Source organism: Nocardia coffeae (assembly GCF_019890715.1).
In the GTDB taxonomy this organism is placed as follows: Bacteria; Actinomycetota; Actinomycetes; order Mycobacteriales; family Mycobacteriaceae; genus Nocardia; species Nocardia jiangxiensis.
The window spans coordinates 805,342-818,518 of the sequence record NZ_JAINZY010000001.1 but is presented as its reverse complement, the minus strand read 5'-3'; the positions used below and the strand labels follow the sequence as shown (position 1 = coordinate 818,518).

Below are 13,177 nucleotides of genomic sequence, written 5' to 3'. Positions count from 1 at the left end.
AGCCGCTCAAGATGGCCTGTGCCGCAACGGTTCTGGGCGTGACGACGCTGCTGGTGAGTTCCTGTGGTTCGGCGGGGATCTACAGCGTTCCGCTGCCCGGTGGCGCGAACGTCGGCGATCATCCGCTGCATCTGGACATCCGGTTCGACGACGTGCTGGACCTGGTGCCGCAGTCCGCGGTGAAGGTGGACGGCATTCCCGTCGGCCGTGTCGACAAGATCGAGGTCGCACCGGACGGCTGGACCGCGAGTGTGCGTGCCGTAGTGAACAATTCGGTGAAACTGCCGTCGAACGCGCACGCCGAGGTGAAGCAGACCAATCTGCTGGGTGAGAAGTTCATCGAACTGACCTCGCCGACCTCCGACGTGTCCGACAAGCCGTTGCACGACGGCGAGGTCATCCCGGTGCAGAACACTCAGCACGCCACCGAGGTGGAGCAGGTACTGGGCGCATTGTCGTTGCTGCTCAACGGTGGTGGCGTCGCGCAATTGCAGCCGATCGTCACCGAGTTGAACAAGACCCTCGGTGGTCGTGAGGACAAGGTCCGCTCCCTGCTGAACCAGACCGACACCCTGATCAAGGGGTTGAACGATCAGGTCGGCGATATCCAGCACGCGCTGGACGGACTCGGCACGTTGTCCGAGCGGGTGGGGCAGCAGAACGATCAGATCGCCAAGATCCTGGACGAACTGCCCGCGGGCATCCACATCCTGGACCAGCAGCGTCCCGAGCTGATCGGGCTGTTGAAGCAGCTGAACCGGGTCGGGACGGCCGGTGTCTCGGTGCTCGACAAATCCAAGGACAACCTGATCAAGGACCTGGTCGCCCTGCGGCCGACCCTGCAGGAACTGGGCCGCTCGGCGCCGGATCTGGTGACGGCGTTCCCGCTGATCCCGACCTATCCGTTCCCCGACGAGGCGATCAAATCCGAATTCGGCGGTTCGGTGAACACCTGGCTGTCGGTGGATCTGCAGATCGGCACCATGTTGAAGGGCCTGGGGGTGGGCGAGCCCAATCCGGTCTACATCCCGCCGAAGTGGGGTCGTCCGGTGCCGGTCGATCCGACCAACCCCTATTACAACGGCAACGGCCCGCGGCCGGGCTGGCCCACGGTCTCGCTGCTTCCACTGCCGCCGACCGTGGTTGCTCCGGCCAACGCCAAGCCGGGTGATCCGATCGGCTCGATTCTGAATCAGTTGGGAGTGAAGCCGAGATGAGCAAACTCGTTCGCTATCAGCTGATCGCGTTCGGCCTGATCGCCGTGCTCGGCGTGGTGTTCGTCGGCGCGAAATACGTTCACCTGGACCACATGCTGGGTTTCGGCCAGTACCAGGTGAAGTTGAAGATGCAGACTACCGGTGACGTGTCCAAGGGATCGGAGGTCACCTATCGCGGTGTTCCGGTCGGCACCGTCGGCGAGCAGGACATCACTCCGGATGGTGTGGTCATCTACCTGCAGCTGGATTCGGGTAAGCCGAAGGTGCCCGCGAATGCGAAGGCGGTCGTGGCCAACCGGTCGGCGATCGGTGAGCAGTACGTGGATCTGGTGCCCTCCAGCGAGGGCGGGCCGTATCTGCGGGACGGTTCGATCATCGTCGGCGGGCAGACGCCGCTTCCGGTGCAGGACCTGTTGGCGAGTGTGAACACCCTGGCCAGCACCACGGATCTGAAGGCGTTGAGCACGACGGTCACCGAACTGGGCAAGGCGTTCGACGGGCAGGGCGACAATCTGCGCGTCCTGATCGATTCGCTGAACAAGTTCTCCGTGACCGGCCTGGACGCGCTGCCCCAGACGGTGGATCTGATCAAGGACGCGCAGACCGTCCTGCAGACCCAGGTCGATCAGGGTGGGGATATCCGGCAGTTCAGCGATGGCCTGGACAAGGTGGCCGCCCAGCTGCGCGCCAACGATCCCGATATCCGCCGCTTGATCGGCACCGGCGCCGACGCCGGTAACTCGATCGGCAAACTGCTGCAGGAGAGCGGTGATCCGCTGACCAAGGATCTGGCGAATCTGCGCACGGTACTGCTGGCGGTCTCGCCGAAGTACTTCGGGCTCAAACCGCTGCTGCAGATGTTGCCGCTGTTGTCGATCGGCGGTTCGGCCACCGCGCCGGGGGACGGGACCACGCACTTCGGGCTGGTGCTGGAAACCAACAATCCGCCGGCCTGTACTCTCGGGTACGAGGGCACGCAGAAGATTCTCGCGCAGATGAAGGCGAAGAATCCGAACTTCGATGACACCCGCGACGATTTCCCGTTCAACAAGGACGCGAAATGCACTGTGCCGCAAGGTAATCCGACGGACGTGCGGGGCGGAGCCCGAGCCGAACTGGCCGATCCGAGTGTTCCACAGCCGTGGGACAACAAGCCCAAGACCGATCCGGACAAGTTGAACCTGAACCCGGTCGCCACCCAGCTGGCCACTCTCATCGGAGTGACCCCGAAGCGGTGATGGCCGAGCAGGGGTGGCGAGTCCGGGAAAATAACGACGCTAGGGTGTCGCTGTGAGTACTGATCTGTCCAACGCCGTGCCGGAAGCTGCGCAGACGCCGTCGGAAGAGGCCGACTCGAAGTTTGCTGACGGCTCGCACGAGGTAACCGCCCAGGTATTTCCGATCCGGACGGTGGTGACCTGTGTGGCCGCCGTCTGGCTGGTCGCGGCGGTGGTGGCGGCGGCCTGGTTCGGCGTCGGGTGGGTGCGCGCCGGATTCTTCACCGACGCGCCCCGCGCCCAGGCCCGCGACAGCGCGCTGGACGCCGCGCGGCAGGCGGCGCTGAACCTGAGCTCGATGAATCCCGACGACGTGGAGGGCTCGATCAAGCTGATGCAGTCCTCGATGACCGGGCAGATGCTCGACGAGTTCAACCAGAACCACGACCGCATCAAACAGACCGCGCAGGAGTCCAGGACCCGGCTGGACGCCAAGATCCTCGGCGCCTCGCTGACGTCGCTGGACAGCGAGCGGGACAAGGCCGCGGCGATCGTGGTCGTGCAGCAGACGCAGACCGCGCCGAACGTGCCGGTGCAGTCGTTCCGGGCCACCTGGACCCTGGACCTGTCGAAGGTCGGCGGCCTGTGGAAGACCGATCAGGCCAATTCGCTGGGGCAGCTGGTTCCGCTGGACAACGCGGGTTCGACCGCGTCGCCGCAGCAGGCCGCGCCCTCGGCCCAACCGGGTCCGGCCACGCCGGCCCCCGCACCGAGCGGTACTCCCGCACCCGCGCCGCAGAGCCAACCGGGTTCGTAGGAGGAACCGTCAATGACTTCACGTCGTCCAGTCAACAAGATCTCCTCGCGGATGCGGCCTGCGGCACGTGCCGCGGAGAACGCCACCACCCGCAAGCGGACCTCCCGCGTCACGGCCGGTTCGTCGCGGCCGGACTCCTCTGCGGGTAACACTGCTGGTAAGGCTTTCGGAGCGAAGTTCGCCGGTGGCCGGGCCGCCGGATCCGCGGCCGATGCGAGGCCCTCGTTCCGGCTGCCGCGGGTCACGATGCCTTCGCTGCCGCGCTTGCGCGCGACGGGCTGGGGGATGGGCGTCGGCATGCTGGTGGGCGCGATCGTGCTGACCGCGTTCGCGGTGGTCGCGTTCCTGCGGCCGGGCGTGGACGACGGGAACGCGGCGTTCGTGGACACCGCGGCCACCCAGCAGGTCACCGCCGCCGCCGCCGACGCGCTCCAGACGATCTACTCCTACGACGTCAAGAACATCGATGGCTACAAGGACACGGTCCACAAGGTGGTCACCGGAAAGATGCTGGGCGATTTCGACAAGTTCGCCGACACCACCGTCACGGCGGTGAAACAGGCTCAGTCGACCGCCAAGGCCACGCCGGATCCGATCGGTGTGACTTTGCTCACCGATGATCGCGCCGAGCTTTTGGTAGATCTCACAGTGGCCGCGACCAAGAACGGCGCGCCGCAGGAGAGTGCCTCGGGCCCGATCGTGCTGCGCATGCAGAAGATCAACGGGCACTGGCTGGCCAGCGAAATCGCCGACCGCTGAGTCTTCCCGGATCGCGGAACCGCTGTTCAGGGCCTGATTATCGATGTCGAACGATGCCCTGATCGCGTGAAGGTCCAGCGCCCCAGTCGATCTCGCGGGTACCGGGGCGGCCCCGCCACTTGACGAGTTACGTCCGAACCGTCACGCTATTCACAACAGCGGCAGCTGTCACAGGGTCCAGGACTCGGAGTGTGCAGGCAGCCGCCGACCCTGACGCAGCCAGCGAATACGGGTACGGCGCGCCGATACACCGAAGCTGGGCCTTGGTGGTACTTTGACACCCCTGCTTCGGGGGTGTACGTTTGGACTTTGCGCTGGCTGCCTCCTGTCCACACCTTTGATCGCACACTACGAAAGTTCCACCGTCAGGTGTTACTTCCGTTGTCTGCTGTATGGGGCTCGTTCGGGTTGTGACCAGCGGGAATCTCACACAACGAAGCAGACAAGCGACGGTCGCAGGCCCACCGTGCGACTCGCGTGAGGTGCTGGAAGGACGCATCTTGGCAGTCTCCACCCAGACCAAGGCCGGAATCCCCGGAGCCCCGAAGCGGGTGTCTTTCGCGAAGATCCGCGAGCCTCTCGAGGTTCCGGGGCTTCTCGATCTACAAACCGATTCGTTCGCCTGGTTGGTCGGCTCCCCGCAGTGGCGGGAGAAGGCGATCGCCCGTGGTGAGGTCACCCCGTATGGCGGGCTCGAGGAGGTGCTCGAAGAGCTCTCGCCGATCGAGGACTTCTCCGGATCCATGTCCCTGTCCTTCTCCGATCCGCGCTTCGAAGAGGTCAAGGCCTCCATCGAGGAGTGCAAGGACAAGGACATGACCTACGCGGCGCCGCTGTTCGTCACCGCGGAGTTCATCAACAACAACACCGGTGAGATCAAGTCCCAGACGGTCTTCATGGGTGACTTCCCGATGATGACCGACAAGGGCACGTTCATCATCAACGGCACCGAGCGTGTGGTCGTCTCGCAGCTGGTGCGTTCACCGGGCGTGTACTTCGACGAGTCCATCGACAAGACCACCGAGAAGACGCTGCACAGCGTGCGCGTCATCCCGAGCCGTGGCGCGTGGCTGGAATTCGACGTCGACAAGCGCGACACCGTCGGTGTCCGCATCGATCGCAAGCGTCGTCAGCCGGTCACCGTGCTGCTCAAGGCGCTGGGACTCACCGCCGAGGAGATCACCGAGCGTTTCGGTTTCTCCGAGATCATGATGTCCACCCTGGAGAAGGACAACACCGCCGGTCAGGACGAGGCGCTGCTGGACATCTACCGCAAGCTGCGTCCGGGCGAGCCGCCGACCAAGGAGTCGGCGCAGACCCTGCTGGAGAACCTGTTCTTCAAGGACAAGCGCTACGACCTGGCTCGCGTCGGTCGCTACAAGATCAACAAGAAGCTGGGCCTGAACCTCGATGTCCCGGTCACCGGCTCGACGCTGACCCGGGAAGACATCGTCGCCACGATCGAGTACCTGGTGCGCCTGCACCAGGGCGATCGGACGATGACGGCCCCGCAGGGTGCCGAGGTTCCGGTGAACGTGGACGACATCGACCACTTCGGCAACCGCCGTCTGCGTACCGTGGGCGAGCTGATCCAGAACCAGATCCGGGTCGGCCTCTCGCGTATGGAGCGCGTCGTGCGTGAGCGCATGACCACTCAGGACGTCGAGGCGATCACCCCGCAGACCCTGATCAACATCCGCCCGGTCGTGGCGGCGATCAAGGAGTTCTTCGGCACCTCGCAGCTGTCGCAGTTCATGGACCAGAACAACCCGCTCTCGGGTCTGACCCACAAGCGTCGTCTCTCGGCGCTGGGCCCGGGTGGTCTGTCCCGTGAGCGCGCCGGCCTGGAAGTGCGCGACGTGCACCCCTCGCACTACGGCCGCATGTGCCCGATCGAGACCCCGGAAGGCCCGAACATCGGCCTGATCGGTTCGCTGTCGGTGTACGCGCGGGTCAACCCGTTCGGTTTCATCGAGACCCCGTACCGCAAGGTCGAGGACGGCCGCGTCACCGATGAGGTCAAGTACCTCACCGCCGACGAGGAGGACCGCGAGGTTCGCGCCCAGGCCAACTCGCCCGTCGCCGCCGACGGCACCTTCCTCGAGGACCGGGTGCTCGCGCGCCGCGGCAACGAGGAGATGGAGTACGTGGGCCCGACCGAGGTCACCTACATGGACGTCTCGCCGCGCCAGATGGTGTCGGTCGCGACCGCCATGATTCCGTTCCTCGAGCACGACGACGCCAACCGTGCCCTCATGGGCGCGAACATGCAGCGTCAGGCCGTGCCGCTGATCCGTTCCGAGTCGCCGCTGGTCGGCACCGGTATGGAGCTGCGCGCTGCGGTGGACGCCGGCGACGTCGTGGTGAACGAGAAGCCCGGTGTGGTGGAAGAGGTTTCGGCCGACTACGTCACCGTGATGCACGATGACGGCACCCGCCGCAGCTACCGGATGCGCAAGTTCAACCGTTCCAACCAGGGCACCTGCTCCAACCAGCGTCCGATCGTGGACGAGGGCATGCGGGTCGAGCACGGCCAGGTCCTGGCCGACGGTCCCTGCACCGAGAACGGTGAGATGGCGCTGGGCAAGAACCTGCTCGTCGCGATCATGCCGTGGGAAGGCCACAACTACGAGGACGCGATCATCCTGTCGCAGCGCCTCGTGGAAGAGGACGTCCTGACCTCGATCCACATCGAGGAGCACGAGATCGATGCCCGCGACACCAAGCTCGGTGCCGAGGAGATCACTCGCGACATTCCGAACGTCTCCGACGAGGTCCTGGCTGACCTCGACGAGCGTGGCATCGTCCGCATCGGTGCGGAGGTTCGTGACGGTGACATCCTGGTCGGCAAGGTCACTCCGAAGGGTGAGACCGAGCTGACTCCGGAGGAGCGGTTGCTGCGTGCGATCTTCGGTGAGAAGGCGCGCGAGGTTCGTGACACGTCGCTGAAGGTGCCGCACGGTGAGTCGGGCAAGGTCATCGGTATCCGGGTGTTCTCCCGTGATGACGACGACGATCTGCCTCCTGGTGTGAACGAGCTGGTCCGCGTCTACGTGGCGCAGAAGCGCAAGATCCAGGACGGCGACAAGCTGGCGGGTCGGCACGGTAACAAGGGCGTCATCGGCAAGATCCTCCCGAAGGAGGACATGCCGTTCATGCCCGACGGGACTCCGGTCGACATCATCCTGAACACGCACGGTGTGCCGCGTCGTATGAACATCGGCCAGGTGCTCGAAACCCATCTGGGTTGGATCGCCAAGGCCGGCTGGCATGTCGAGGGCTCCGACACCGACAGCATGCCCGAGTGGGCGCAGGCGCTGCCGGAGGAGATGTGGGGTCAGGAAGCCGACACCAACATCGCCACCCCGGTGTTCGACGGCGCCCGCGAGGAGGAGCTGACCGGTCTGCTCGGTTCGACCCTGCCCAACCGCGACGGCGAGACCATGGTCAACGCCGACGGTAAGGCGGTCCTGCTGGACGGTCGTTCGGGTGAGCCGTTCCCGTACCCGGTGGCTGTGGGTTACATGTACATCCTGAAGCTGCACCACTTGGTGGATGACAAGATCCACGCGCGGTCGACGGGTCCGTACTCGATGATCACGCAGCAGCCCCTCGGTGGTAAGGCTCAGTTCGGTGGTCAGCGCTTCGGTGAGATGGAGTGCTGGGCGATGCAGGCCTACGGTGCGGCGTACACGCTGCAGGAGTTGCTCACCATCAAGTCCGATGACGTGGTGGGTCGTGTGAAGGTGTACGAGGCGATCGTCAAGGGCGAGAACATTCCCGAGCCGGGTATCCCGGAGTCGTTCAAGGTTCTGCTCAAGGAACTCCAGTCCCTGTGCCTGAACGTGGAGGTGCTGTCCTCGGACGGCGCGGCCATCGAGATGCGCGACGGCGACGACGAGGACCTGGAGCGGGCCGCCGCGAACCTGGGCATCAACCTGTCCCGCAACGAAGCCGCCACGGTAGACGATCTGGCGCAGTGATTTTGGTCCCGCACCCCCTGCTCACCCGGCCGCGCGCCGGGCGAGCAGGGCGGTCGGGGCACCTGTTCACGACGATTGAGAACTTGCTCGAAATCAATCCCGACAGGGGAAAGGAAGTTACGTGCTAGACGTCAACTTCTTCGATGAACTCCGGATCGGCCTGGCTACCGCCGAAGACATTCGCAACTGGTCTTTCGGTGAGGTCAAGAAGCCGGAGACCATCAACTATCGCACGCTCAAGCCGGAGAAGGACGGCTTGTTCTGCGAGAAGATCTTCGGTCCCACCCGGGACTGGGAGTGCTACTGCGGTAAGTACAAGCGCGTGCGCTTCAAGGGCATCATCTGTGAGCGCTGTGGCGTCGAGGTGACTCGCGCCAAGGTGCGCCGTGAGCGGATGGGCCACATCGAGCTGGCGGCCCCGGTCACCCACATCTGGTACTTCAAGGGTGTGCCCTCGCGTCTGGGCTACCTGCTGGACCTGGCGCCGAAGGATCTCGAGAAGATCATCTACTTCGCCGCCTACGTCATCACCGCCGTCGACAACGATCTGCGCCACAACGAGCTGTCCACGCTCGAGGCGGAGATGGAGGTCGAGAAGAAGGCCGTCGCCGATCAGCGCGACGCCGATCTCGAGGCCCGCGCCCAGAAGCTCGAGGGCGACATCGCCGAGCTCGAGGCCGAGGGCGCCAAGTCCGACGTGCGCCGCAAGGTCAAGGACGGCGGCGAGCGCGAGATGCGTCAGCTGCGCGACCGCGCCCAGCGCGAGCTGGACCGGCTGGACGAGATCTGGACCACGTTCACCAAGCTGGCTCCCAAGCAGCTGATCGTGGACGAGGTGCTGTACCGCGAGCTGCAGGACCGCTACGGCGAGTACTTCGTCGGAGCCATGGGCGCCGAGGCGATCCAGCGGCTGATGCAGCAGTTCGACATCCCGGCCGAGGCCGAGAACCTGCGCGAGACCATCCGCACGGGTAAGGGTCAGAAGAAGCTGCGTGCGCTCAAGCGACTGAAGGTCGTCGCCGCGTTCCAGACCAACGGCAACTCGCCGATGGGCATGGTTCTGGACGCTGTTCCGGTGATCCCACCGGAGCTGCGCCCGATGGTTCAGCTCGACGGTGGCCGTTTTGCCACCTCCGACCTGAACGACCTGTACCGCCGCGTGATCAACCGCAACAACCGCCTCAAGCGACTGATCGATCTGGGTGCGCCCGAGATCATCGTCAACAACGAGAAGCGGATGCTGCAGGAGTCCGTGGACGCGCTGTTCGACAACGGCCGTCGCGGTCGCCCGGTCACCGGTCCCGGTAACCGCCCGCTGAAGTCCCTGAGCGATCTGCTCAAGGGTAAGCAGGGTCGTTTCCGGCAGAACCTGCTCGGTAAGCGCGTCGACTACTCCGGCCGTTCGGTCATCGTCGTCGGTCCGCAGCTCAAGCTGCATCAGTGTGGTCTGCCCAAGCTGATGGCGCTGGAGTTGTTCAAGCCGTTCGTGATGAAGCGTCTGGTCGACCTGAACCACGCGCAGAACATCAAGTCCGCCAAGCGGATGGTCGAGCGGCAGCGGCCGCAGGTGTGGGATGTCCTGGAAGAGGTCATCGCCGAGCACCCCGTGCTGCTGAACCGCGCGCCCACCCTGCACCGTCTGGGTATCCAGGCCTTCGAACCACTTCTGGTGGAAGGCAAGGCTATTCAGCTGCACCCGCTGGTGTGTGAGGCGTTCAACGCCGACTTCGACGGTGACCAGATGGCCGTGCACCTCCCGCTGTCCGCGGAGGCGCAGGCCGAGGCACGCATCCTGATGCTGTCCTCGAACAACATCCTGTCCCCGGCCTCGGGTCGCCCGCTGGCCATGCCCCGTCTGGACATGGTGACCGGCCTGTACTACCTGACCCGCTGGGTCGAGGATGCGAAGGGCGCGTACCGCGCGGCCACGAAGGACGAGCCGGAGTTCGGCGTGTACTCCTCGCCGGCCGAGGCACAGATGGCGGTCGACCGCGGTGAGCTGACCGTGCAGTCGCAGATCAAGGTGCGGCTGAACGATCAGCGTCCGCCGCGGGCCATCGAGGCGGAGCTGTTCCCGCAGGGCTGGCAGCCCGGTGACGCGTGGACCGCCGAGACCACGCTGGGCCGCGTGCTGTTCAACGATCTCCTCCCGGTGGACTACGCGTTCATCAACGAGCCGATGCCCAAGAAGCGTCAGGCGACGATCATCAACGATCTCGCCGAGCGTTACCCGATGATCGTGGTCGCTCAGACCGTCGACAAGCTCAAGGACGCCGGCTTCTACTGGGCCACGCGTTCGGGTGTGACGGTCTCGATGTCCGACGTGCTCGTGCCGCCGGAGAAGGCCGACATCATGGAGCGCTACGAGGGTCTGGCCGACGGGATCGAGAAGAAGTACCAGCGTGGTGCGCTCGATCACCAGGAGCGGAACAACGCGCTGGTCAAGATCTGGCAGGAGGCCACCGAAGAGGTCGGCGCCGCGCTGCGCCGCCACTACCCGGCCGACAACCCGATCATCACGATCGTCGACTCGGGCGCCACGGGTAACTTCACCCAGACCCGTACCCTCGCCGGTATGAAGGGCCTGGTGACGAACCCGAAGGGTGAGTTCATCCCGCGGCCGATCAAGTCCTCCTTCCGTGAGGGCCTGACGGTTCTGGAGTACTTCATCAACACCCACGGTGCGCGAAAGGGTCTGGCCGACACCGCGCTTCGTACCGCCGACTCGGGTTACCTGACCCGTCGTCTGGTGGACGTGTCGCAGGACGTCATCGTGCGCGAGACCGACTGTGGCACCGAGCGCGGCATCCTCGTCGCGATCGCGGAGAAGCAGGCCGACGGCTCGATCATCCGTGACGCGCACGTCGAGACCAGCACCTACGCCCGGACGCTGGCCGCCGACGCGCTCGACGCCAAGGGCAACGTCGTGGTGGAGAAGGGTCACGATCTCGGCGACCCGGCCATCGAGGCGCTGCTCGAGGCGGGTGTCACCGAGGTGAAGGTCCGCTCGGTGCTGACCTGCACCACCGGCACCGGCGTGTGCGCGACCTGCTACGGCCGTTCGATGGCGACCGGCAAGCTGGTCGACATCGGTGAGGCCGTCGGTATCGTCGCCGCGCAGTCCATCGGTGAGCCCGGTACCCAGCTGACCATGCGTACCTTCCACCAGGGTGGTGTCGCGGGTGACGACATCACCGGCGGTCTGCCCCGTGTGCAGGAGCTCTTCGAGGCTCGTGTGCCCAAGGGCAAGGCGCCGATCGCGGAGGTCTCGGGCCGGATCCGGCTCGAGGACGACGACCGCTTCTACAAGATCACCATCATTCCGGACGACGGTTCGGACGAAGTGGTCTACGACAAGCTGTCGAAGCGTCAGCGTCTGCGGGTGTTCAAGCACGACGACGGCTCCGAGCGTCTGCTCGCCGACGGCGATCACGTCGAGGTCGGCCAGCAGCTGCTGGAGGGCTCGGCCGATCCGCACGAGGTGTTGCGCGTGATGGGTCCGCGTCAGGTGCAGGTCCACCTGGTCCACGAGGTCCAGGAGGTCTACCGGTCGCAGGGTGTGTCCATCCACGACAAGCACATCGAGGTCATCGTCCGGCAGATGCTGCGGCGTGTCACGATCATCGATTCGGGTGCGACGGAGTTCCTGCCCGGTTCGCTGGTGGAGCGTTCGGAGTTCGAGGCGGTCAACCGCCGCGTCATGGCCGAGCACGGCGATGCCGCGTCGACCGCGTCGGGTCGCCCGGTGCTGATGGGTATCACCAAGGCGTCGCTCGCGACCGATTCGTGGCTGTCGGCGGCCTCCTTCCAGGAGACCACCCGCGTGCTCACGGACGCCGCGATCAACTGCCGCTCCGACAAGCTGATCGGCCTGAAGGAGAACGTGATCATCGGTAAGTTGATCCCGGCCGGTACCGGCATCAACCGTTACCGCAACATCCAGGTGCAGCCGACCGAGGAGGCCCGCGCGGCCGCCTACGCGGTGCCGTCCTACGACGACACCTACTACACCCCGGAGGGCTTCGGCCAGACCACGGGTGCAGCGGTCCCGCTGGACGACTACGGTTTCAGCGACTACCGGTAATCCGGTAGGAGACAACACAATCCGCCCCGCCTCGGTTATCCGAGGCGGGGCGGTTGTCGTATGTGTGGGGCTCGTGGGGGCATTCGGCTGCGTTGTTGTCTGATTGGACCAGTTCCACTGTGCTCCTGCGCATTTCGATATCTTGTCAATGTAATCGGTTGTACCGCAACAGAATTCGAATTCAAGGTGTGGACCGTACGCTGAGTGTGGCTGTATGCTTCGGGCATGCTTGCCGACATGATGCGATCGCCTCGGGAACCTGAGATGGACCGTCGCGAGATCGTCGAGCAGTTGCGTGAGGGGTTCGCCCGGTTGGCTGCGAATCCTGTTTCGTCGCGCATCCATACCCGTGAAGATTTGTTGCGGGAGGTTTTTTTCGACCGGTACCCTGCTGCTATGGCCGTCGCTGCGCACGATCAACCCGAGGAACCGATTCGCTCGCGGTTGGTGTCGGTGCCAGTGCCTCCGCCCGAAGGGTTTACCACCGCTGACCTGCCTCGCCTGACAGAAGTGGTCGATGGCAGCTTCGAGTTGGAGGATGGACAAGTCGTGATGATGGCGCCTGCCACGCATTGGCACGATGAAGTGGTCTATGCGCTCAAGTTTGGGTTGCGAGCGGTTGCCCCTCGTGAGTTTGTCATCGCGACGGAAAAAGGCATCAACCTCGTCGAAAGCGCGCCGGAGCCGGACGTTCTGGTTGTATCGCGCGAGGCGGTTAGCGCCGTCAGCCTGATGTTCGATCCTTCGGATGTGCATCTCGCCGTCGAGGTCGTCTCGCCCAATACGAAGACCAAGGACCGTAAACTCCGGCCGTTGCAATACGCCGAAGCGGGCATCAAATGCTTCTGGCGAGTGGAGAACGAGGACGACGAAATGGTCGTCTACGCCTTCGAATTGCTTCCCGAGGGCGGGCAGTACGTACCCAGTGGTGTCTTCCGCAAACAACTGCGCCTCGATCGTCCGTTCCCGATCGACGTCGAACTACCTGAAATCACCTGGTAATCACGGCGGGTTGGGCGGGGCGACCCGCCTCGGTGATTTTCGATACCGGTGGTTCCCCCACCCGTGGACAACGTTCCCCATTCACTGTATGAAAAGTA

Annotated in this window: 7 protein-coding genes; all 7 read left to right on the top strand. The window is 64.7% G+C overall.

The features are described from left to right. Positions 1-11 precede the first annotated feature (11 nt). The 7 genes from K7711_RS03390 to K7711_RS03360 all read left to right on the top strand — a co-directional run bounded on the left by K7711_RS03390 (position 12) and on the right by K7711_RS03360 (position 13,079). Positions 12-1,217 carry an MCE family protein gene (locus tag K7711_RS03390; RefSeq protein WP_222966606.1) on the top strand — a complete coding sequence of 402 codons (1,206 nt, stop codon included), beginning with the start codon at positions 12-14 and terminating at the stop codon, positions 1,215-1,217. After that, positions 1,214-2,455, top strand: coding sequence for an MCE family protein (locus tag K7711_RS03385; RefSeq protein WP_222964747.1), 1,242 nt, complete (start codon positions 1,214-1,216; stop codon positions 2,453-2,455). Before K7711_RS03390 ends, K7711_RS03385 begins: the two co-directional genes overlap by 4 nt. A gap of 52 nt (positions 2,456-2,507) precedes the next feature. Further along, the gene (locus tag K7711_RS03380; protein WP_222964745.1) at positions 2,508-3,251 is read left to right on the top strand and encodes a hypothetical protein; all 744 of its coding nucleotides are present in this window, start codon (positions 2,508-2,510) and stop codon (positions 3,249-3,251) included. A 12-nt stretch (positions 3,252-3,263) separates the two neighbouring features. Beyond that, positions 3,264-4,010: a hypothetical protein gene (locus tag K7711_RS03375; RefSeq protein ID WP_222964743.1), complete on the top strand. Its 747-nt coding sequence runs from the start codon at positions 3,264-3,266 to the stop codon at positions 4,008-4,010. 392 nt (positions 4,011-4,402) lie between these two features. Continuing rightward, entirely contained in the window at positions 4,403-7,993 is a 3,591-nt protein-coding gene (gene rpoB, locus K7711_RS03370; protein ID WP_222964741.1) for a DNA-directed RNA polymerase subunit beta, read from the top strand. A 121-nt stretch (positions 7,994-8,114) separates the two neighbouring features. After that, a complete protein-coding gene (locus tag K7711_RS03365; RefSeq protein WP_222964739.1) occupies positions 8,115-12,077 on the top strand; it encodes a DNA-directed RNA polymerase subunit beta' in 3,963 nt (1,320 codons plus the stop codon). A gap of 225 nt (positions 12,078-12,302) precedes the next feature. Then, positions 12,303-13,079 (top strand): Uma2 family endonuclease, encoded by a 777-nt coding sequence (locus K7711_RS03360; protein WP_222964737.1) that lies wholly within the window; start codon positions 12,303-12,305, stop codon positions 13,077-13,079. Positions 13,080-13,177 lie beyond the last annotated feature (98 nt).

Excerpts from the sequence above, each read along its gene's own strand:
- K7711_RS03360 (WP_222964737.1), top strand. The coding sequence starts at position 12,303 with ATGCTTGCCGACATGATGCGATCGCCTCGGGAACCTGAGATGGACCGT.
- K7711_RS03375 (WP_222964743.1), top strand. The coding sequence starts at position 3,264 with ATGACTTCACGTCGTCCAGTCAACAAGATCTCCTCGCGGATGCGGCCT.
- rpoB (WP_222964741.1), top strand. The coding sequence starts at position 4,403 with ATGGGGCTCGTTCGGGTTGTGACCAGCGGGAATCTCACACAACGAAGC.
- K7711_RS03390 (WP_222966606.1), top strand. The coding sequence starts at position 12 with ATGGCCTGTGCCGCAACGGTTCTGGGCGTGACGACGCTGCTGGTGAGT.
- K7711_RS03385 (WP_222964747.1), top strand. The coding sequence starts at position 1,214 with ATGAGCAAACTCGTTCGCTATCAGCTGATCGCGTTCGGCCTGATCGCC.